This is a genomic window from Flavobacterium sp. PLA-DH12 (assembly GCF_059511845.1).
On sequence record NZ_JCAMPD010000008.1, the window covers coordinates 226,235 to 247,265 of the forward strand.

The 21,031-nt window shown below is 33.5% G+C and carries 21 protein-coding genes; 9 read left to right on the forward strand and 12 right to left on the reverse strand.

Annotated features, from left to right (window positions below; all coding sequences use genetic code 11):
- The first annotated feature begins 26 nt into the window (after positions 1-26).
- From AC5ZCW_RS16845 to AC5ZCW_RS16880, 8 genes are all read left to right on the forward strand, one after another.
- Positions 27-1,148 (forward strand): peptidylprolyl isomerase, encoded by a 1,122-nt coding sequence (locus AC5ZCW_RS16845; protein WP_496120915.1) that lies wholly within the window; start codon positions 27-29, stop codon positions 1,146-1,148.
- 225 nt (positions 1,149-1,373) lie between these two features.
- The gene (locus AC5ZCW_RS16850) at positions 1,374-2,276 is read left to right on the forward strand and encodes an EamA family transporter (RefSeq protein WP_281631886.1); all 903 of its coding nucleotides are present in this window, start codon (positions 1,374-1,376) and stop codon (positions 2,274-2,276) included.
- Between the two features lie 87 nt (positions 2,277-2,363).
- A complete protein-coding gene (locus AC5ZCW_RS16855; protein WP_496120916.1) occupies positions 2,364-2,720 on the forward strand; it encodes a DoxX family protein in 357 nt (118 codons plus the stop codon).
- Between the two features lie 25 nt (positions 2,721-2,745).
- A complete protein-coding gene (gene aqpZ, locus AC5ZCW_RS16860; RefSeq protein ID WP_496120917.1) occupies positions 2,746-3,453 on the forward strand; it encodes an aquaporin Z in 708 nt (235 codons plus the stop codon).
- Positions 3,454-3,495: 42 nt separating this feature from the next.
- Positions 3,496-3,735 carry a GlsB/YeaQ/YmgE family stress response membrane protein gene (locus tag AC5ZCW_RS16865; protein ID WP_111286841.1) on the forward strand — a complete coding sequence of 80 codons (240 nt, stop codon included), beginning with the start codon at positions 3,496-3,498 and terminating at the stop codon, positions 3,733-3,735.
- 125 nt (positions 3,736-3,860) lie between these two features.
- Positions 3,861-4,688, forward strand: a complete 828-nt coding sequence (locus AC5ZCW_RS16870; RefSeq protein WP_496120918.1) for a sterol desaturase family protein — start codon at positions 3,861-3,863, stop codon at positions 4,686-4,688.
- 121 nt (positions 4,689-4,809) lie between these two features.
- The gene (locus AC5ZCW_RS16875; protein ID WP_308068561.1) at positions 4,810-5,088 is read left to right on the forward strand and encodes a DUF2805 domain-containing protein; all 279 of its coding nucleotides are present in this window, start codon (positions 4,810-4,812) and stop codon (positions 5,086-5,088) included.
- 109 nt (positions 5,089-5,197) lie between these two features.
- A complete protein-coding gene (locus AC5ZCW_RS16880; protein ID WP_496120919.1) occupies positions 5,198-7,054 on the forward strand; it encodes a M61 family metallopeptidase in 1,857 nt (618 codons plus the stop codon).
- Positions 7,055-7,159: 105 nt separating this feature from the next.
- Here AC5ZCW_RS16880 and AC5ZCW_RS16885 read toward each other — a convergent pair whose 3' ends face one another.
- Both AC5ZCW_RS16885 and AC5ZCW_RS16890 read right to left on the reverse strand, forming a co-directional pair.
- Positions 7,160-7,603, reverse strand: coding sequence for a hypothetical protein (locus tag AC5ZCW_RS16885; RefSeq protein ID WP_343542203.1), 444 nt, complete (start codon positions 7,601-7,603; stop codon positions 7,160-7,162).
- Positions 7,604-7,775: 172 nt separating this feature from the next.
- Positions 7,776-10,100 (reverse strand): GH92 family glycosyl hydrolase, encoded by a 2,325-nt coding sequence (locus tag AC5ZCW_RS16890; RefSeq protein WP_496120920.1) that lies wholly within the window; start codon positions 10,098-10,100, stop codon positions 7,776-7,778.
- Positions 10,101-10,237: 137 nt separating this feature from the next.
- Between AC5ZCW_RS16890 and AC5ZCW_RS16895 the strand changes: the two genes are divergently transcribed.
- Positions 10,238-10,861, forward strand: a complete 624-nt coding sequence (locus AC5ZCW_RS16895) for a M949_RS01915 family surface polysaccharide biosynthesis protein (protein ID WP_496120921.1) — start codon at positions 10,238-10,240, stop codon at positions 10,859-10,861.
- Between the two features lie 38 nt (positions 10,862-10,899).
- On the opposite strand, the gene AC5ZCW_RS16900 is transcribed toward AC5ZCW_RS16895, so the two are convergent.
- The 10 genes from AC5ZCW_RS16900 to AC5ZCW_RS16945 form a co-directional block, all read right to left on the reverse strand.
- The gene (locus tag AC5ZCW_RS16900) at positions 10,900-11,256 is read right to left on the reverse strand and encodes a hypothetical protein (protein ID WP_496120922.1); all 357 of its coding nucleotides are present in this window, start codon (positions 11,254-11,256) and stop codon (positions 10,900-10,902) included.
- A gap of 109 nt (positions 11,257-11,365) precedes the next feature.
- Entirely contained in the window at positions 11,366-12,544 is a 1,179-nt protein-coding gene (locus tag AC5ZCW_RS16905) for an AIR synthase related protein (protein WP_496120923.1), read from the reverse strand.
- Positions 12,545-12,698: 154 nt separating this feature from the next.
- Positions 12,699-14,183: a carboxypeptidase regulatory-like domain-containing protein gene (locus tag AC5ZCW_RS16910; protein WP_496120924.1), complete on the reverse strand. Its 1,485-nt coding sequence runs from the start codon at positions 14,181-14,183 to the stop codon at positions 12,699-12,701.
- A gap of 57 nt (positions 14,184-14,240) precedes the next feature.
- On the reverse strand, positions 14,241-15,602 hold the full coding sequence (locus AC5ZCW_RS16915; protein WP_496120925.1) for a CsgG/HfaB family protein: 1,362 nt from the start codon (positions 15,600-15,602) through the stop codon (positions 14,241-14,243).
- A 1-nt stretch (position 15,603) separates the two neighbouring features.
- Complete coding sequence (locus AC5ZCW_RS16920) at positions 15,604-16,008, reverse strand: curli production assembly/transport component CsgF (RefSeq protein ID WP_496120926.1); 405 nt, start codon at positions 16,006-16,008, stop codon at positions 15,604-15,606.
- Positions 16,009-16,024: 16 nt separating this feature from the next.
- Positions 16,025-16,351: a CsgE family curli-type amyloid fiber assembly protein gene (locus AC5ZCW_RS16925; protein ID WP_496120940.1), complete on the reverse strand. Its 327-nt coding sequence runs from the start codon at positions 16,349-16,351 to the stop codon at positions 16,025-16,027.
- Entirely contained in the window at positions 16,351-16,755 is a 405-nt protein-coding gene (locus AC5ZCW_RS16930) for a hypothetical protein (protein ID WP_496120927.1), read from the reverse strand. Before AC5ZCW_RS16930 ends, AC5ZCW_RS16925 begins: the two co-directional genes overlap by 1 nt.
- A gap of 5 nt (positions 16,756-16,760) precedes the next feature.
- A complete protein-coding gene (locus tag AC5ZCW_RS16935; RefSeq protein ID WP_496120928.1) occupies positions 16,761-17,282 on the reverse strand; it encodes a hypothetical protein in 522 nt (173 codons plus the stop codon).
- 72 nt (positions 17,283-17,354) lie between these two features.
- On the reverse strand, positions 17,355-18,164 hold the full coding sequence (locus AC5ZCW_RS16940; protein WP_496120929.1) for a hypothetical protein: 810 nt from the start codon (positions 18,162-18,164) through the stop codon (positions 17,355-17,357).
- A gap of 405 nt (positions 18,165-18,569) precedes the next feature.
- Positions 18,570-20,759 carry a glutamine synthetase III family protein gene (locus tag AC5ZCW_RS16945; RefSeq protein WP_496120930.1) on the reverse strand — a complete coding sequence of 730 codons (2,190 nt, stop codon included), beginning with the start codon at positions 20,757-20,759 and terminating at the stop codon, positions 18,570-18,572.
- Positions 20,760-21,031: the final 272 nt, after the last annotated feature.

A 21,031-nucleotide genomic window follows, 5' to 3' on the forward strand; every position in this document is an offset into this window, starting at 1 on the left:
ATTATAGACTTAAAATTTTAAAAGCAATGAAATATAAATTTCTATTTTTATTTTGCTTAGCAATAGTAAATATTCAAGCTCAAACAAAAAAACCTGCAACAAAACCAGTAGCAAAAAAAACAACAACTGCTGTTGCAGCCAACCCTGGTGAAGGAATTTTTGCTACAATCTCTACAACAAAAGGAGATATTGTTCTTTCTTTAGAATATGTAAAAGCTCCTGTTACAGTAGCAAACTTTATTACTTTGGTAGAAGGTACAAATCCTAATGTTAAAGCGTCACTTAAAGGAAAACCATTTTACAACGGATTAAAATTTCATAGAGTTATTAATGATTTCATGATTCAAGGTGGTGATCCGGACGGAAATGGCTCTGGAGGTCCAGGATATTCGTTTAAAGATGAATTTGTAGACGATTTAAAATTTGAAAAAGGCGGTGTGCTTGCAATGGCTAATTCTGGCCCAGCAACAAACGGAAGCCAATTTTTCATTACTCATAAAGATACACCTTGGTTAAACGGAAAACACACTATTTTTGGTCATGTTGTTTCTGGAATGGACGTTGTAAATAAAATTGTTCAGGACGATGTGATGACAAAAATCGTTATTACACGCAAAGGTACCGCAGCAAAGAAATTTGATGCTTTGAAAGTTTTAAGTGATGATGTTAAAAAAGAAGCTGCTAAAAAAGAAGAAGCAAAAAAAGTAATAACTGCTAAAGCAGCTTATTTTAAAGACTTGAAAGCAAAAGCAACCACTACAACTTCTGGTTTAAAATACGTAGTAACTCAAAAAGGTACTGGTGTTAAAGGTGCTGAAGGCTCTACAATCTATTTTCACTATGCAGGATATTTTGAAGATGGCACTTTATTCGACAGCAGCATGGCTCAAGTAGCAAAAGCATACGGCAAATACGATGCAAACAGAGATGCACAAGGCGGTTACAAAGCTTTTCCTTTTACAGTTGGTAAAAAAGATGGAATGATCCCTGGTTTTATTGAAGCCCTTGATATGATGACAGACGGAGAAAAAGCAACTTTCTTCCTACCTTCAAATTTAGCTTATGGCGAAAAAGGCGCTGGCGGAGTTATTCCACCAAATGCAACTTTGATTTTTGAAATCGAAACCTATCAAAACCAACCTAAGTAATTAGGAAACAAAGAAGATTAATTCTTTATAGATATAAAAAGCCATCAGAATTATTTTTGATGGCTTTTCTGTTTTTCGGCATCTCGCTTTTTTAAAGAATTCCTAATTTAAGCCTTTAAAAATCAATTCCATTGTAATTAAATCACTATTTTCAACATAGCACAAGAGAATCCTAAACAAAATAGCTTACCTTTGCCGGCTTAATTTTTTAAAAAGAGATAATTTATGACGTCGCAAAATAATGTATTAAAAGGTGTTTTTCTTGTTGCTTTGGGAGCAACTACTTACGGAATGCTAGCTACTTTTGTAAAAATAGCTTATTCTGAAGGCTACACAACTGCAGAAGTAACGACCTCACAATTTATTTACGGAATTCTTGGAATTCTTCTAATCAATCTTTTTCAGCGCATTAAAAATAAAAACAAACCTGCTATAAAAGCATCTCGTAAAAACATTTTCAGTTTAATGCTTGCAGGGACTTCATTAGGAATGACGAGCTTATTTTATTATTTGGCTGTAAAATACATTCCTGTTTCTATCGGAATCGTTTTATTGATGCAAACCGTTTGGATGGGTGTTTTGCTTGAAATGATTTTAGAAAAAAAACTGCCTTCAAAACAAAAAGTCATTGCGGTCTTTATTGTTCTTTTCGGGACTGTTTTAGCCACAAATATTATCAATAGTGATATCCAATTAGACTGGAGAGGTTTAGTTTGGGGAATGCTGGCTGCTGCTTCTTTTACTACAACTATGTTTACTGCTAATAGTGTTGCAACCGAAATTTCGTCTGCGCAAAGAAGCCTTTATATGCTTTTAGGTGGAGCTATAATTGTATTTTCGTTTGCTTTTGCAACGCAGGTTACAGCCTTCAATATGGAAATCTTCTTAAAATGGGGAATTGTATTGGCACTATTCGGAACTATCATTCCACCCCTATTAATGACAGCTGGATTTCCGTTAACTGGAATCGGACTGGGAAGCATTGTGTCTGCTCTTGAACTGCCTGTTTCTGTAATGATGGCTTATGTTTTATTAAACGAGAAAGTAATCTTTTCTCAATGGCTTGGTATCGCATTAATTATTCTGGCCATAATTATTATGAATGTAAATTTCAAGTCAAAAAAATAACTCAAAATACATACTTTCAAAAAAAGAAGTACTGTAATGCAATAATTGTTAATTTTTTTATAAATTCGTGATAAACAATTAGATATCATGATTCTACCTTGGCATTTGTATTTAATGGCTTTCCTTTATATTCTTGCTGGGCTAAATCATTTTAGAAATCCTGGAATGTATATAAAAATCATTCCGCCCGCATTTAAAAACCCCAAATTAATAAATATTTTAAGTGGTGCCGCCGAGATTATTCTGGGCATCTTTTTAGTCCTGCCTTTTTCATCAAATTTTACCGTGTGGGGAATTATAGTGCTGTTAATTGCTGTTTTCCCTGCCAATTTGTACATGTTTCAAAATAAAAAAGCAGGTTTTGGTTTACCAAGATGGATTTTATTTGTACGTTTGCCCTTACAATTTGTTTTAATTTATTGGGCTTACCAATATACATTCTAAACATTAACCATTAAATTATTTTATTATGAAAAAATTATTTGCAGAGTTTTTTGGAACTTATTGGCTTGTTTTTGGAGGGTGCGGAAGCGCTATTTTTGCAGCTGGAATTCCTAACTTAGGAATTGGATTTGCTGGTGTTGCGCTAGCATTTGGTTTAACTGTGCTTACCATGGCTTATGCTGTTGGCCATATTTCTGGTGGTCACTTTAATCCCGCTGTTTCTTTTGGTTTATGGGCTGGCGGAAGATTTTCTGCCAAAGATCTTATTCCGTATATTATTGCACAATGTATTGGAGCCGCAGCTGCTGCAGGAACTTTATTCACAATAGCTTCTGGAAAAGCTGGTTTTGCAATAGACAATACAAAAGCTGGCGCCTTTGCATCTAATGGTTTTGGAGCTTTCTCTCCTGATGGTTATTCGTTACAGTCTGCTTTTATTGCAGAATTTGTGCTTACATTATTCTTTTTATTGGTGATTCTAGGAGCAACTGATAAATTTGCTAATGGCAGATTTGCTGGAATCGCAATTGGTTTGGCGCTGACTTTAATACACTTAATCAGTATTCCAATTACGAACACTTCTGTAAATCCAGCGAGATCTTTATCTCAGGCAATTTTTGTTGGAGGAGAGCCATTATCTCAAGTTTGGCTGTTTTGGGTCGCCCCTATTCTTGGTGCATTAGCGGCAGGTTTTCTATATAAAACACTGCTTCAAAATCATGCAGAAGCATAGTAGCTGAAAGAAGAAATCGACACATCATAAAAAAATAAAAATATGGAATTTTTATATTTCTTGCTTATAGGTGCCATTTCTGGATGGCTAGCTGGTCAAATCTGGAAAGGTGCCGGCTTTGGTTTAATTGGCAATATTATCGTCGGAATTATAGGCGGATTTATCGGAGGATGGATCGCTGGAAAACTTGGTATTGGAGGCGGTGGTCTTCTATGGCAGATTCTGATTGCTGTAGGAGGTGCATGGGTTTTATTATTTATAATTAGCCTCATCAAAAAATAATACGCAATTATTAGTACATAATTAAATTCGAAAGAGAAAATCTGATATATTTATATTTGATTTTCTCTTTTTGTTTGGATGAAATCGGCAAGAAAATTTTATTTCAACTCAAATATTTATGTATTATGAACGAAATCATTTCTTACTTCAGCAATATTCCATCGTCGCACAGAAGCCTTATTTTGGTTGGAGGCATTACTATTTTCTGGCTTATTGAAAACAGTTTTCCCTTGTTTAAAATGCACTATAAAAAATGGCCTCACGCTGGAATAAATTTCTTTTTTACCTTCACTACCATTGTCGTCAATTTTATTCTGGCATTTATTTTAATAAGAACCGCTGCTTGGACAATCGAACATAATTTTGGAATTCTGCAATGGCTTCCAAAAGTGCCAATCTGGCTATATACAATAATTGGTTTATTACTTTTGGATTTAATTGGAGCTTATTTAGCTCATCTAGTAGAACACAAAGTAAAAATTCTCTGGCAGTTTCATTTGGTGCATCATACAGACACTTGGATTGATACTACAACAGCCAATAGACATCATCCTGGAGAAAGCGTAGTTCGTTTTGTTTTTACCACTTTAGGAGTTTTAATTGTTGGAACACCAATGTGGATGGTTTTTCTTTATCAATCATTATCAGTTATCGCATCACAATTTAATCATGCCAATATTTCGCTTCCTGAAAAGCTGGATATATTCTTAAGCTATTTCATTGTTTCTCCGAATATGCATAAAATACATCACCATTATGTGCTGCCTTACACAGATAGTAATTATGGAAATATTTTTTCTATATGGGACAGACTTTTTGGAACATTCTCTTACTTACCCAAAGAGCAGCTGGTATACGGTGTAGACACTCATATGCTTCCAGAAGAAAACAATGAATTGAAGAATCTGCTAAAAATTCCATTTCAAAAATCAAGATCCTTTAAAAACAGCTAAATTCTCTAAAAAAAGTGCACTTTACTGAAACAACTTATTATTTTTTTTTTTAATATTGATACAAGAATTGAAAATCAATCTATTAATAATTAACACCCTATTTTGAATTAATTTTCACGAGATGAAAAAGAGTAGCCGCAAAGAATTAACTCCGGAACAAATTGAAAAACTTGTTTCGTTAGCTTTAGAAGAAAGAAATCCATTTGAAATTATAAAGAAAGAATTTGGATTGGCAGAAAAAGAAGTCCTAGACATCATGAAAAAGAAAATGCCTCTTGAAAAATTTGAGATGTGGAAAAAGAAGGCAATTGCAAATAAACCAAAACCAAAACCAGTTAAAATAGATGATTTTGATGAAGATTTGGACGGAAAATATTATATCAAGAATAAATTAGACTAACATAAAACTCCTGTTTTTCAGGAGTTTTTTTTATGTTTCAATTTAATGTAATTTTTTAGTAACTTTTTGGTGATTTTTGAGTCAAATACAATTAACTAAACATATAGAAATGAAAAAAATACTTTACACCTTAGCTCTAGCGGTCACCTTTTGGAGCTGTAAAACAGGGAGCACCGGAGCCGCAAAAAGCAATATCGTTGAAGTGAATATCAATTTAACCGATGTTAAAGATGATAAAGTTTTGGTAACCGTTACACCACCAGCCTTTAAAACAGATGAAGTTGTTTACAGTATTCCAAAAACTGTTCCTGGTACTTATTCAACAGATAATTACGGAAAATACTCAGAAGATTTCAAGGCATTTGATGCTAAAGGAAATCCGCTTACAGTAAAAAGATTAGACGATAATTCTTGGTCTATTTCAAACGCAAAAGCACTAAAAAAAATCACTTATTTAGTAAACGATTCTTTCGATACTGAAAAAGGAACTGGATTTGGAAATGATGACGTTTTTTCACCAGCAGGAACAAATATCGATGCAGGAAAAAATTTCATGGTTAACACACATGGTTTTGTCGGATATTTTAAAGACAAATTAGACGTTCCGTACAAAGTTACTATCACGCATCCTGAAACACTTTGGGGAGCAACTTCTATGACAGATCAAGATGCAAGCAATACTTCTGATGTGTTTACCACTTCTCGTTATGCTATTTTGGTAGAAAACCCAATTATGTATTCTAAACCTGACTACACTACTTTTAATGTAAACGGAATGGACATCTTAATTGCTGTGTACTCTCCTACTGGAAAATATACTGCTGAAAGCATCACTCCAGAGATGAAAACAATGATGACAGCACAGAAAAACTTTTTAGGAAAAGTAAATTCTACCAAAAAATATACTGTGTTGTTATACTTATCAACCATGGCAAAAGATGATGCACATGGTTTTGGAGCTTTAGAGCATCCAACTGCTACAACTGTCGTTTTACCAGAATCGATGCCAAAAGAAAAGTTAGTAGAATCTATGAAAGATGTAGTTTCTCACGAATTCTTCCACATTGTTACTCCATTAACTATCCACTCAAAAGAAATTCAGTATTTTGATTATAATGCGCCAAAAATGTCTGAGCATTTATGGATGTATGAAGGGGTTACAGAATATTTTGCAAATCTTTTCCAAATCAACCAAGGTTTGATTGATGAAGCTGAATTCTACTCTCGTATTGCCGATAAAATTGAGCAAGCTAAGGGCTTAAATGATACAATGTCATTTACTGTAATGAGTAAAAATGTATTAGAACAGCCTTACAAAGACCAATACTTAAACGTATATCAAAAAGGAGCTTTAATTGGTATGTGCATTGATATTATCATTAGAGAAAAAAGTAATGGAGAAAGAGGAATTCTTGACTTAATGCATAAATTATCTGACGAATATGGTGTTGAAAAACCATTTAATGATGATGAATTATTTGCTAAAATCACTTCTTTAACTTACCCTGAAGTGGGAGAATTTTTAAACAAATATGTTGCTGGAACGACACCAATTCCTTACGATTTCTATTTAGCTAAAGTTGGTGTTACAAAAGCAATGGAGAAAAAAACAGGAAATCCGTTTATAAAAGGACAAACTCCAAATATTACTATTGACAAAGCAACAAAAGAAATTGCTGTTCGTCCTGAATCAGAATCAATTGAATTCTTCAAAAACCTAAATTTAAAAGGTGGAGATAAAATCTTAGCTGTAAACAATAAATCATACAATTTGGATAACATTTATGATTTGATTACTGAAAGTGAAAATTGGAAAGATAATGACCCTATCACTTTGAAAGTAAAACGTGGCGGAAAAGAAGAAACCATTAAAGGAACCGTAAAGTTACCATTTGAAGAATCTGAAACTTTTAAAGCAACTGATGCTTCAAAAGAGAAACTTAAAAATGCATGGTTGAAAGGTTAATCTTTTAGTTATAATCATAAAAAAAACCGACAAGTGATTGTCGGTTTTTTCATTGTCTTTAAAGAACTTTGTCAAAGTTTAAAACTTGACAAAGTTTTTGATATGTTATTTCTTCACAGGAAATTTCCAGTCAAATTCGTCTTTGCTATTGATAATTGCACCAATTTCAAACTTCACCACCTCATCAAATTCTGTTTGAAGAATAAACCAGTTGTCTTCGTTGAAGTAGTTTTCGAAAGTATCAAAAGTTTCCTGATTGTATTTATTAATTCCTTTTGCAGCAAAATCTTTCTTTACATCAGCAATTTTTCTTCCAATTAATTTGAATCCGAAAACTTCTAGATCATTACTTGAAGCTACTAAATAACCTAATTTCAAATCTTCTTCCTGATAAAATGTCAATCTGATTTTGTGTGCATTATAAACAAAAATTACGTTGTCGTCTTCGTCTTTATAGTTTTTGTCAGGCTTTCCTAAAGCTGCTGTTACATCATTCTGCTTCATTCCGAAAAGCAACTTATCGATTCCTGATTTTAGATTAATTTTCATATTTCCTTGTCTTTATTTGAAATGCAAATTTCGTGAAGTTTTTTGTTGTTTTGCCACGAATTACACAAATTTTCACGAATTAATTATTCTAACAGAGCGTAACAGGTTTATGTATAGATTTAGATCCTAAAGATCAAAAAACTTAGCGCCTTAAAATCTTAGCTCCTATCTCTTAATAATTCATCTTATTTGGTTTATTGCTCATATAAAACGTAATCTTCCCTCCATTTATAACATCTGAATGCTTTAAAAATGGTTTATCCAATTGTTTTCCGTTGAGCAGAACTTTGCTCACAAATACATTTTTATCGGATTGATTTACGGTTTCGACCTCAAAAGTTTTTCCGTTTTCTAAATTCAGAACGGCATTTTTCAATAACGGACTTCCCAATGCATATTCATCAGAACCTGGAGCAACTGGATAAAATCCTAAACTGCTAAAAATATACCAAGCGCTCATTTGTCCGAAATCGTCATTTCCTCCTAAACCATCAGCACCATTTTTGTACATTTTTTTCAGGATCATTCTTATTTTATCTTGAGCTTTCCATGGAGAATCTGTCCAATTGTATAAATAGACAACATGGTGTGAAGGCTCATTTCCGTGAACATAATTTCCAATGATTCCATCTCTTGTTATGTCTTCAGTATTTTCAAAATATTTATCTGGAAGATGCATTTTGAATAACGAATCTAAACGAACTTTAAACTTCTCATTTCCTCCCATCAATTGAATCATATCAGCTGGATCTTGCGGAACGTACAAGCTATAATTCCAAGAATTCCCTTCAATAAAACCTTGTCCGTGCGTATCTAATGGGTCAAATTCTTTCTTGAAAGTCCCATCGTTTAATTTCGGACGCATAAAACCTGTTTTCTCATCGTAAACATTTTTATAATTTTTAGATCTATTGATAAATTCATTATAAATTTCCGTTTTACCCAATTTCTTTGCAGCTTGCGCGATTGCCCAGTCATCATAAGCATATTCTAAGGTTTTAGAAACCGAAGCACCGCTTTTGTCTTCTGGAACATATCCTTTATTCATATAAAACTCCAATCCATCATAATACGGAACTTTTGCAGTATTTACACAAGCCTGAAGTGCTTTTTCAGCATCAAAACTAATATTGCCTTTTACAATCGCATCTGCTACAACTGAAACAGAATGATATCCAATCATGCACCAATTTTCATTGGCATAATGTGACCAGATTGGAAGCATTTTATGAACACTTTGTTCTGAATGCGCCAGCATGGAACTCACCATATCGGCATTTCTTTTGGGCTGTACAATATTAAATAATGGATGCAATGCTCGGTACGTATCCCAAAGCGAATAACTGGTATAGTTCGTAAAGTTTTCTGCTTTATGAACATTCATATCCAATCCTTTATAACTTCCGTCTAAATCCATGTATTCAGTTGGTCCCAAAAAGGCATGATACATTGCGGTATAAAAATTAACTAGATCTTCTTTTTGAATGGTTTCTATCTGAATTTTATTCAACTCCTTATTCCAGATTTCCTGACTTTGTTTTTTTACTTTTTCAAAATCCCAATCTGGCGTTTCTTTTTTCATGTTTTCAAGTGCTCCAGCAGAACTGACTGGTGACAATGCCATCTTTATTTTGATTTTCTCTCCTTCGTTGGTATCAAAATCAAAAAATAATTTTAGGTTTTGTCCTGCCATTTCTGGAAAGTTTTTAGTCTGATCAAATCTTCCCCAAAAACCTCTGTATACACTTTTTTCCTGAGCAGCTTGTCCGTAACTTTTAATTGGTTTATTAAATGACATTGCAAAATATACTGTTCTAGTTCTTGCCCAGCCATTTGTTTGGCGATATCCTGTTATCAAAGTATCGTTTTCTACACGAACAAATGTCCAGACATTCTTTTTGTCATAATTGTAAATTCCTGAAGTCAAATCGAGAATAATATGGGCTTCATTAGATTTTGGAAAAGTATATTGATGCATTCCAACACGAGTCGTTGCGGTCAATTCTGCTTTAATTTTATGATCTTCTAGAAAAACGCTGTAATATGCAGGTTCTGCTTTTTCTGTTGCATGCGAAAATGCCGATCTATAACCAGACAATTGTTTAGACGCCACGCCCGGATTTAATTGCAGTTTTCCAGTTGTTGGCATAATCAAGAAATCGCCTAAATCTGAATGTCCAGTTCCGCTAAAATGCGTGTGACTGAAACCTACAATTGTTTTATCTTCATATTGATATCCTGCACAATATTTATAAACTTCACCATTATACTTTCCGTTTAAACTATAAGCAATTGTATCTGTTTCTGGACTTAATTGCACACTTCCAAAAGGAACTGTCGCTCCTGGATAGGTATGTCCCATTTTTGCAGTTCCAATCATTGGATCTACATACTGGATAAGGTTTTTACTTTGAATTACTTTTTTTTGCGCCATTACATTAACAGCTGAAAGCAATATTAATACAAGAAGAAAATTACCGCGTTTTATTTTGATCATTTTTATAGTTTTTCTTTGAAATCTTTGTTGTCATTTGAATGCAGAAAAGTACAACAAAATCTATTTTTAAAAAACATAAATTTAGCCGAACTCAAAAGGTTTAAATATCTTTGGCATACTAAAAGCCAAGCCAAAACATGAAAAAATATATTTTAATTTTACTTTCTTTCTCTTCATCGTTTATTTTTTCTCAAAAAATTGAAAGCCACAGATTAACGAAAAAGGAAATTTCAGAAAGGGAACTTGAAAACGTAACTCATTTTCCTATTTACAGAGCTTTTGAATTTCAGGATAAAGGTGGTGTTTACGAATTGGTTTTGGGCGAAAATCAAAAAACAACTTCTAAAAAAGATACTTTAAATACCAAAATACAAGCAGTTTGTGTAATTAATGATCACGGCGGATTTTTAGAAAAATGGAGAATTAACGATTTACTCGAAGATAATGCCCCTAAAGAAACTAATATCTGGTTCTGGACAAAATATTGCAGTACAAAGGATATTGATGGAGATGAATATATTGATCCTATTATTGTCTATGGAACACGAACTGAAGACGGCTATATAAGAAGAGTAAAAGTAATTACCGTTTATAAAAACAAAAAATACGTTATTCGCGCAGTTGAATGTGATTTAGACGATTGCAGAAGTTTCAAAAAAGATCAAAATTGGAATATGCTTCCACAGAAAATAAAAACTTATATTGATCAATTGCTGGCAAAAATGAGAAAAGAACAAAGTGTGCTTTTGAAAAACGGATAAGATTTAATTGATAATTGTCAATTATTAATTATCAATTGCTATTCACTCATTTCATCATAACGTTCTGGAACTTGCGGATCGTAAAGCGGACATTTGAATTCTTCCATAATATCAACCAATTTATTCATGGTTTTCCCTTCTGTTCCATAGCAGTCAATTTTTATGCTTTGTGGAGTAGTGATTACTTGAAATGCACCTTTCCCTTTTGGGTTTTTCCAGCTGTTTTCATCTACCCTTTCCCAATCTGAAAAGACTGAATTAATTCTATTTACGATTACTTCAACTTGAAGTTCTGCTAAACCTCCAACCTCTTGTTTTTCTACAAGCGCTTCATAAACTTCCTGATTGTTCAGGTAAATTTCGTCTAGATATTTCCAGAAAAGTAATTCGTACATAATATTGTATTTAAAAACATAGAGATGCACAATTATGCATCTCTAAATTTAATAATTATTTTAAAAGTTTCAAAGTCTTTGAACCTTTGAACCTTTGCAACTTCAAAAATTAATAATTGAATGTTCCGTATTCGCTAGTAATTGTCAGCTTTTTAGAATCCGAAGCTTCTACTCTACCTACAATCTGCGCATCAACATTGAATGATTTCGAAATTTCGATAATATCTTGCGCAATACTTTCTGGAACGTAAAGCTCCATTCTGTGACCGCAATTGAAAACCTGATACATTTCTTTCCAATCTGTTTTTGATTGTTCTTGAATTAATTTGAACAATGGCGGAACCGGAAATAAATTGTCTTTTATAACATGTAAATCTTTTACGAAATGTAAAATTTTAGTTTGTGCTCCTCCACTGCAATGCACCATTCCGTGAATCTCTTTTGGAGTATATTTATCTAAAATTTTCTTGATAATCGGAGCGTAAGTTCTAGTTGGTGAAAGCACTAACTGCCCAGCGTTTATTGGGCTGTTTTCAACCTCATCGGTTAAATTTACTTGTCCTGAATAAATTAATTCTTCTGGAACGGCTGCATCGTAACTTTCTGGATATTTTTTAGCCAAATATTTCCCGAAAACATCGTGACGTGCAGAAGTTAATCCGTTGCTTCCCATTCCGCCGTTATAGCTTTTTTCGTAAGTTGCCTGACCAAAAGAAGCCAAACCAACAATTACGTCTCCAGCTTTGATGTTTGCGTTGTCTACAACATCAGAACGTTTCATTCTTGCTGTTACAGTAGAATCTACAATAATAGTACGAACTACATCTCCAACATCGGCAGTTTCTCCTCCTGTTGAATGAATCGTAACTCCGAATGATTTTAACTCGTTGATTAATTCTTCTGTTCCATTAATGATTGCAGAAATAACTTCGGCAGGAATTAGATTTTTATTCCTTCCAATTGTAGAAGAAAGCAAAATATTATCTGTTGCACCAACACATAATAAATCGTCAATATTCATGATTAAGGCATCTTGAGCAATTCCTTTCCATACAGAAAGATCTCCAGTTTCTTTCCAGTACATATAAGCCAAAGACGATTTTGTTCCAGCTCCATCGGCGTGCATGATAAGACAGTGTTCTGAATCTTGTGTTAAATAATCTGGAACAATTTTGCAGAATGCCTGCAGAAATAAACCTTTGTCAATATTTTTAATAGCGTTATGTACGTCTTCTTTTGATGCCGAAACACCTCTTTGTGCATATCTTTTGCTAGAATCTGAACTCATGAAAATTAGTTTGTGTTGATGTGCTGCAAAGATAATCCCTTTTTTTAATTCTTTGACTTATTCGATTGTTTGATTCTAAAAAAAATCGGCAGAAGATTATTTCCTGCCGATTTCCCGAAATAAAATTGGTTATGAAGCTCTTGGCTGTTTATTTTTATTCCCAATCGGGCATTGAGCTACCTGTGTACAATGTCACCCTTGAATTCACAATTCCAATACCACATTTTACAACATTCTTCACAGAAATACCATCATTTGAAGTATTTAGAAAAATTAGCTCTGCTTCATTAGGAGAATATCGAACATCTAAATCATTTGTCCCTGTTGGTTTTTCAGTAGCCAATTGATATGAATTTCCAAGAAGAAAACTATATTCAAAAATTTTAGAATCCAACTGGCGATAATTGGAACTTTCAAATCCCGAGACATCTTTTGTGTAAACCAATTTTAAGCCTGAAACAGAAAAATTCAAGCCACTAACGGCTCCTGACTCTCCAGCTAATATGGGTGTAACAACTGCACCAGACGGATCTATAACATAAATTTCCACATTATATCCATTTATATCATTCACTTTTAAGGCTATTTTACTGCCATCTGCACTCCAATCGCATTCTGAAATAAATTTACCATTTGGAGTCTGGAAGATTTTGGTCAATCCGCTGCCATCGCTCTTTATTCGGTATAATTTATCAAAATTCGGATAGATAAATTCACTTCCCGATGCATTCCATGAGTACCCTAAATAATCAGCATTAAATCCTGCAATAGGAACTGAACTTGTTACTTTTTTAATATTAGTCCCATCAAAATCCATGGTGTAAATATCATTTTGTGAACCACTTGTCCCGATAAAAGCAATTTTCTGAGCTTGGTTGTTTCGTCTAGGGCGCCAGCTATTTTTATCTGAACTTGTCAATTGATATTGTTTGCCTGCGTCATCTGCAGCGAAAATCACATTGTTACCGCTAATAGTTTTGACAAATAAATTTCTTGTTACTGGAAAAGCTATTGTAGAGAAAGCGCTGATAGTGCTTAATACAGGAGTATTCACCCCATCACTTACAGAAACTTGCCAATAGTATTTAGTTCCATAAATCAGATCTGTGAGAGTCAATTTTTTATCTTTGATGTCATTAAAAACCGCTACATCACTGTTTTTATCGTTTCTGAGTGTCACGGTGTATGTCATTGTATCATTATCTGGATCTGTGACCGTCCATGTTAAATCTAAATTTACTGGCTGACTTACACTATTATCTACAGGAGCTGCTAAAACAGGAACCATCGGCGGTTTGTTATTTGCAGTAGATTTACTTAATTCAAAAACAATTTGTGATGTACTATTTGCCGTCACACTAGCTGCCTCAAATTTTGCAATGAAGCCTTCTTTTTGGGCTTGAAACGAGTATTCTCCAACTTTGACATTCGCTACAGTAAACTTCCCTTCTACATCTGTAAAAACTGTACTGGTAGTTGGACTAGACATAATTTTTACATTTTCCATCGGCTCAAAGGTTTCGCTGTTAACGACTTTTCCTGTAACAGTTCCAAATTCAGAATCTCCTATTTTTTCTTCGCTGCAGGAAATCAAAACCACTAAAAAAATTGCACTTATTATTTTGTATAAATTCTTCATGATTAGCTTGCTTTAAATTTTAAACGTGTGTCTTCTATTTTCGAAATTTCTAACTTGTTACTTTTTCTTTTTACCAAAGTAAAACGTTAGTCCTAACCCGAATTTATAATAGTAATCATCACGAGTTCCTGCTACGATATAATCAAGATTGTCACTGAAATTGATATTCTGTTCTGCAAACAATTTTATTCCGATTTGGTCTGATGCCATATATTCTAAGCCCGCACCATATTGAATTTTTCCATACGTATTTTCAAATTTCCTATTCATACCATACCCTCCTCCAATATATAAATATGGAGTAAGACGGTCTTTTGGAAGAATGATCCATTCCATATTAAGATCATAGGTAATGTAGCCAACATCAAGCAAATTTTTATTAGCAAGGTTTACAACGTTCGTAGAAGCACTTACGGTAAAGCTTGGAGTAAGCATCCACTTTAAGGCTCCACGTCCAAAAGGTCTTAATAGCGGATCTTGATAATCTCCATCCATTAAAGTAGTACCCCCTGAAAGTTCAATGCCAAATTTACTTCTTCTGTTTTCAAGCACTCGATCATATAAACCAGTTACATCAGCAGTTTTTGTTTCTTCAGCATAAGCTTTCAATAAATTATCAACTTCCCATTTTGGTGCATCGGCTTCCCAAATATTATCTTTTATCCCTTCTAACACTAAAGATTCAACGGCTTTTTCTATAGCTTCTGTAACAGCCATGTGCACAGGTTCGTTAGTGGTGTAACCTGTTTCTACTTCCAAAAGTCTTTTAAAATTGACATATCTAAAAAGACTCTCATCGATTGCCTGAGACAAGATCGTTTTTGAAATATAAACCGATTTTAAAATTTTTCCGTTTGAAGTCGAAATCATTCTGAGATAAATCGTTACACGATCCTGGCGATATTTTACAGATGCTCCAGCGCCAAAATATCTTGCACCAAATCCGCCAGTAATAATATTAGAATCATAGGAAACAATTCCTCCTTCTAATAAAACTCCTGCATATAAAAGTGGAGTCAATTGAGGTTCGTTTGGATTAGTGCTTTTTACATATTCCTGTCTTGTTGCACGAATAAGATTTCGTTCCTGCAATAAGTTTCCAATATTTTCACGTTCAATGGGAACAAACCATTTAGAATCTTCTAATGCCTTTATCAAAATAGAAGTCGCTCCCTGGGTCACAGCTGTACTAAAACTGCTTCCGTTTTCCTGAGGTTTATATTGTCCGGTCTGGTCTCTAAACTTATAGACACCAACCACAACTTGCTCCTTAGGTTTTGGCAGATCTTTTAATAATGATGTAGCAGGCGTTCCTTCTCCCAAAACAGCTTTTTGAACTCCAGTGGGTTGATTATAGTAAGCGCCGCAGCCAGTAAAAAGAAATCCAACTAAAATAAATAGGTAGAAATGTAATCGCATGTTATTGATTTGGGATGATTACTTGTGTTTGCTCTCCTGTATTGGTATCTAGAATATTAAGTGTCAAACCTTCTGATGAAGGAAATACATCAACCGAATAACTCCCAAAAGTATAGGAGCCCTCTTTGATACCATCTGTACCAAATTGTTGTTTGTAAAGTTGGCTGGAAATCTGACTTAATAATTGCGAATTTAAATTGGCTTTAAATCGCTCTAAATCAGTTTGTGGTTTAGTTTCTGCTGTTTTATCCTTTTGCTTATTCTGCGCTTCGGCACTGCTTAGAAGCCATTGATAATTAAAAGTATCTCCTCCAAAAGCCGGATTGACCGGTTTATAAACCAATGCTTGTGCATTTATAAACGGAGAAATGCAGAGTATTACTGCGAAGGTTAAAATAAATTTCATGGTGCTAATAATAAAATTAATACTGAGTGAAATATTTGCGTTCTTTTTCTTTTTCTTTCAAGTAAGTAAAGGTTGCGTTTACAGCTTCTTCTGCAACCGCATCTAAAAATTCGTCGTCTGGCCTAATTAAAAAATTATAAATAACCTCATTATCTATAGTTATAGATATTGCTGTATTTCTGGCAAAACTATATTCTTCACCTATTGTCACTATTTTTTCGGCGTTTATCCCTATTTCATTGTATTTGTAATAATATCTATCGTAAAAATCTTTTCCTGCTTTTGTTTTAGTATCATCGGTAATGATACCCCTTAAAACAAATCCATCAGTGGGAAGGACTATTACATTATCTTTTTTTTTTCTTCACCTAATACCACACGGTCTTTTGCCACAATTTGTTTGTCTTCATCATAAAACAATAGCAAAACAATTACTTCATCTTCTGCGGTCAAATTAATCTGAGAAGTAGATAATTTCTGAATCTCGTTGGGCTGTAAGGTAAAAACGCCAACTTGTTCATTATTAGATTGATTATTACTTTTATCATTATTTTTTATAACAGACAAGCGATAGCCTGCACTGCGAATAACATCTGTTAGGTTTTCTGCAGTACCAGTGATTTTTACACTGTTTTCAACTTTCTCTACTTCAATTTTTGCTTTTAATTTATCCTGCGGAACTTGTCCTAACATTATAAATGAAAAAAACAGTAAAAAGAGTACGATATATCTGTTTATAAAACGCATGTTTTTTATTTATTTATAAGAATTATTGAAGCGCCATTTCCTGTCTGTGTAATTTTCATGTTTTTAGACAATGAATTGGTGCCAATGTTTTGAATGCTTTGATTATCTCCTTTTTGGGTCATTTCCATATTTACACTATAATTAGTTCGTAATGTAAAATCAGAGATCTTGTTATTGTCTCCTTGCTGAACAACACTTTGGGTAATTGTTTTAGCATTTTTATCTAATAACAATTCATTTCTGTCTCCTCTTTGGTCAACAGCAACTTTTGTGTCATTTGACTTTAGATTTGCTAAAACCTTATTTAAATCTCCTATTTGCTGTATTTGGACGCCCGACTGAATTCTTAAATTCAAGTCTTCCTGTTCTTTTTTATTCATATTTGAAACAATACTTAAAGCTTTTTCTTTTGAATTAAAAACTGAAGAACTATAAGGCTTAAAATCTGAATTATCTTCTTTCTCCTGTGCATAAAACACATGAGAAAAAAGGAAAAACAATACTATATTTATAATGAGCATTTTCATTCTGCTTAGTTTAAGATTAAAAAATGAGATAGTTACCTTCTGCAACTACCTCATTTTAATATGCTGTGAAAACTAGTTAGATTGGTTTACTACAGAAACATTACTATTTCCACTTTGAACTAGTAAACTTGTATGAGAAGCTCCAGTTTGAGTAACCCAAGATTTATTCCACTCACCAACTTGTGCGGTATTAGTAGTTAAATCTTTACCCGCTTGATCAGAATTAGCATAGTTGTTTTTTCCATATTGATAATGGTTTGAAACATTTTCTGTACCAGCTCCTGCTCCTATACCCTTTTGAGTTTGAGTTGATACATTATCACTACCTCCTTGACTAGCATAAGCTATTCCATAATCTCCTGTTTGTGTTTGATAAGCTTCATTTGATCCATGATTAGTAACAGGTACAGGAACTGCAGCTATTATCGCTACTTGATCAGCATGAAATACTGGTGTAGATGGTAAAGGATTATTTCCTGTTGTACCTTGATCTATAGTAGCAGTGTTATTTTTTCCTTTTTGTGATTGAACAGCTAAATCATAACCAAAACTTACATTTGGCACTAATTGATCTTGCCAAATTGTTGCTTTGTTATCATTTCCAACCTGTGTTTGATAAGCATCATTTTGTAAGTTGCTTTGAGAAGTAAAAGCTTGGTTACGCTTTCCTTTTTGAGAAATGGTCGCAGCATTATCATGAGATGCTGTACTTTGTCCAGGAAGAACCCCTTGTCTAACAGTTGCTCCGTTATCTTGACCATCTTGAACAACAGATGATCCTTGCGCTGTCCCTATTTGAAACACATCACTACTATTATTCTGCGCTACGGCAGCAAACCCTACAAACAGCATCGCTGAGATGCTTAAAATTACTTTTTTCATAATAAATATATTTAATTGGTTATTAATACAAATTATTATGTAGGTACTTGCAGGTTGACAATTTGGGGGAAACGGGAGGGGGCTTCAGAACATCATTTGAAATAGTTTTTTAATCCTATTTTCTCAACTTCATGACCAAAATTAGAAAACTTTCTGCAAAAGAGGTTCACGTATAAATACCTATTTTACAACATATTAACCTCTTTTCGATGAACTGTAAAACTATCTCGATGAACTGCCAAAATGCTTTAAAATTTTTATAGGAAAAAAGATACTTAATACAATTTCTTTACATTTCGAGTGGTATAACTAGCAAAAAAGCCCTTCTTAAACCATTTTTTTAGTATAATCTCAAAAAAAAGCCTGTCTTATTGAGACAGGCTTTAACAAATTGTTACGTTAGCATTATTTCGTAAACAATAATTCTCTGTATTTGGTCAATGTCCAACTTTCATCATCTACCAATAGTTCTAATTTATCGCAATGATTACGGATATCTTCAAAATAAGGTTTTACGTTATTGCAATATGCTTCAGCCATTTTTTGAGCATCTGTCAATTGATTGGCTTTCTTTCTTTCATTGGTCATTGCCAATACTTTAGAATTGATTCCTTCAATATGACCTGAGATTTCTCTAATCAAAACAATCTGCTCTTTAGCCAATGCTTCAAAATCTTTTCCGAAAATTTCTTTTAATCCTTTTACATTGTCAATTAATGTATTCTGATAACGAATTGCTGTTGGAATTACATGGTTTCTAGCAATATCTCCTAAAACACGACCTTCAATTTGGATTTTTTTAGTGTATTCTTCCAATTCGATTTCATAACGAGCCTCGGCTTCTACGTGATTAAAGATTCCTAATTGTTCAAATAATTCTAAAGCTTGTTTAGAAACCTTAGCTTTAATAGCTTCTGGAGTAGTTTTAAAGTTGCTCAATCCTCTTTTAGCCGCTTCTTTTTCCCAAGCTTCACTATAACCGTCTCCTTCAAAAAGAATCTTTTTAGATTGTTTGATGTACTCTCTTAAGACATTAAAGATCGCATCGTCTTTTTTCATGTCTTTATTTTCAATCAAGTTCTCTACTTCATTTTTAAAGTCAATTAACTGTTTTGCTACAATTGCATTCAAAGTTGTCATTGCATTTGAACAGTTTGAATTTGAACCTACAGCTCTAAACTCAAATTTGTTTCCTGTAAAAGCAAAAGGCGAAGTTCTGTTACGATCTGTATTATCTAATAATACGTCTGGAATTTTACCCACCACGTTCAATTTCAAATCTGTTTTTTCTTCTGGCGAAAGTTTTCCTGTTGTTACGCTTTCTAATTCAGATAAAACTTTTGTCAATTGCGCCCCAATAAATACAGACATAATTGCTGGTGGCGCTTCATTTGCCCCTAACCTATGATCGTTACTTGCTGTTGCAATAGAAGCTCTTAATAAAGTTTCGTTATCATTAACCGCTTTGATTGTATTAATAAAGAAAGTCAAAAACTGTAAATTGCTCATTGGCGTTTTGCTCGGACTTAATAAATTAACTCCAGTATCTGTAGCCAACGACCAGTTATTGTGTTTTCCAGAACCGTTTACTCCTTTAAAAGGCTTTTCGTGAAATAATACTTTAAAGTCATGACGTTCTGCGACTTTCTGCATTACATCCATTAATAAAGAGTTGTGATCGACCGCTAAATTAGTTTCCTCAAAAATCGGCGCTAACTCAAACTGATTTGGAGCAACCTCATTATGACGTGTTTTTACCGGAATACCCAATAACATACATTCCTGCTCTAAATCTCTCATATAAGTAAGAGCTCGAGTTGGAATAGATCCGAAATAGTGATCATCTAATTGCTGCCCTTTTGCAGAAGTATGACCTAATAAAGTTCTTCCTGTCATCATTAAGTCAGGACGAGAATTTGCCAAAGCTTTATCAATCAAGAAATATTCCTGCTCCCAGCCTAAAGTTGCTGTTACCTTTTTTACGTTTTTGTCAAAATATTTACAAACTTCTGTCGCCGCTTCGTCAATTGCTGATAAAGCTCTTAATAAAGGTATTTTATTATCTAAAGCTTCACCTGTGTAAGCAATAAATACTGTTGGTATACATAAAGTTGTACCATATATAAAAGCTGGAGAAGTCGGATCCCAAGCTGTATAACCTCTTGCCTCAAAAGTATTTCTGATTCCGCCATTCGGGAAACTAGATGCATCTGGTTCTTGCTGCACTAACTGTGCTCCTCCAAATTTTTCTACAGATTCGCTTCCGTCGTAAGAGGTTTCAAAAAAAGCATCGTGTTTCTCTGCAGTAGTTCCTGTAAGTGGCTGAAACCAGTGCGTATAATGTGTTACACCTTTAGAAAGAGCCCACTCTTTCATTCCCATGGCAATATAGTCTGCTAATTTTCTGTCGATTTTAGTTCCGTGCTGGATAGCATCTCTTACTCCTTTAAATGCATCTGAAGTTAAATATTGCTTCATCGCCTTTTCATTAAACACATTTGCACCAAAAAGATTTGATTTTCGGCCAATTTCTTCAAAATGTACTGGCTTTCTATTAGAAGCTTGTTGTAAAGCTTGAAAACGTAATGTTGACATGGTTATGTATATTTTAAATTCGTACTAATTTTCATTAAAAAATGATCAGCAAATATAAACAATTAAAGTACCTGTTCAGAATATAAATTTTAGATTTTTAGTCAATGATTTTTCAACATAAAATGCTTTTTTCGAAGAATAATGAATTCAAATCACAGAAATATAACAAAACTGTACGGTATTATTGATTAAATAAACATTTTTTTATAATTTCTTAACCCATAAATTCAAAAATGAACCGTAATTATTACGAATTTATTTTTTTAAGGTAA

Coding starts and splice junctions, on each gene's coding strand:
- AC5ZCW_RS16910 (WP_496120924.1), bottom strand. CDS start 14,183: ATGAAGAATTTATACAAAATAATAAGTGCAATTTTTTTAGTGGTTTTG.
- AC5ZCW_RS16895 (WP_496120921.1), top strand. CDS start 10,238: ATGAAAAAATATATTTTAATTTTACTTTCTTTCTCTTCATCGTTTATT.
- aqpZ (WP_496120917.1), top strand. CDS start 2,746: ATGAAAAAATTATTTGCAGAGTTTTTTGGAACTTATTGGCTTGTTTTT.
- AC5ZCW_RS16900 (WP_496120922.1), bottom strand. CDS start 11,256: ATGTACGAATTACTTTTCTGGAAATATCTAGACGAAATTTACCTGAAC.
- AC5ZCW_RS16865 (WP_111286841.1), top strand. CDS start 3,496: ATGGAATTTTTATATTTCTTGCTTATAGGTGCCATTTCTGGATGGCTA.
- AC5ZCW_RS16915 (WP_496120925.1), bottom strand. CDS start 15,602: ATGCGATTACATTTCTACCTATTTATTTTAGTTGGATTTCTTTTTACT.
- AC5ZCW_RS16890 (WP_496120920.1), bottom strand. CDS start 10,100: ATGATCAAAATAAAACGCGGTAATTTTCTTCTTGTATTAATATTGCTT.
- AC5ZCW_RS16880 (WP_496120919.1), top strand. CDS start 5,198: ATGAAAAAAATACTTTACACCTTAGCTCTAGCGGTCACCTTTTGGAGC.
- AC5ZCW_RS16920 (WP_496120926.1), bottom strand. CDS start 16,008: ATGAAATTTATTTTAACCTTCGCAGTAATACTCTGCATTTCTCCGTTT.
- AC5ZCW_RS16930 (WP_496120927.1), bottom strand. CDS start 16,755: ATGCGTTTTATAAACAGATATATCGTACTCTTTTTACTGTTTTTTTCA.
- AC5ZCW_RS16885 (WP_343542203.1), bottom strand. CDS start 7,603: ATGAAAATTAATCTAAAATCAGGAATCGATAAGTTGCTTTTCGGAATG.
- AC5ZCW_RS16855 (WP_496120916.1), top strand. CDS start 2,364: ATGATTCTACCTTGGCATTTGTATTTAATGGCTTTCCTTTATATTCTT.
- AC5ZCW_RS16940 (WP_496120929.1), bottom strand. CDS start 18,164: ATGAAAAAAGTAATTTTAAGCATCTCAGCGATGCTGTTTGTAGGGTTT.
- AC5ZCW_RS16845 (WP_496120915.1), top strand. CDS start 27: ATGAAATATAAATTTCTATTTTTATTTTGCTTAGCAATAGTAAATATT.
- AC5ZCW_RS16870 (WP_496120918.1), top strand. CDS start 3,861: ATGAACGAAATCATTTCTTACTTCAGCAATATTCCATCGTCGCACAGA.
- AC5ZCW_RS16935 (WP_496120928.1), bottom strand. CDS start 17,282: ATGAAAATGCTCATTATAAATATAGTATTGTTTTTCCTTTTTTCTCAT.
- AC5ZCW_RS16875 (WP_308068561.1), top strand. CDS start 4,810: ATGAAAAAGAGTAGCCGCAAAGAATTAACTCCGGAACAAATTGAAAAA.
- AC5ZCW_RS16905 (WP_496120923.1), bottom strand. CDS start 12,544: ATGAGTTCAGATTCTAGCAAAAGATATGCACAAAGAGGTGTTTCGGCA.
- AC5ZCW_RS16850 (WP_281631886.1), top strand. CDS start 1,374: ATGACGTCGCAAAATAATGTATTAAAAGGTGTTTTTCTTGTTGCTTTG.
- AC5ZCW_RS16945 (WP_496120930.1), bottom strand. CDS start 20,759: ATGTCAACATTACGTTTTCAAGCTTTACAACAAGCTTCTAATAGAAAG.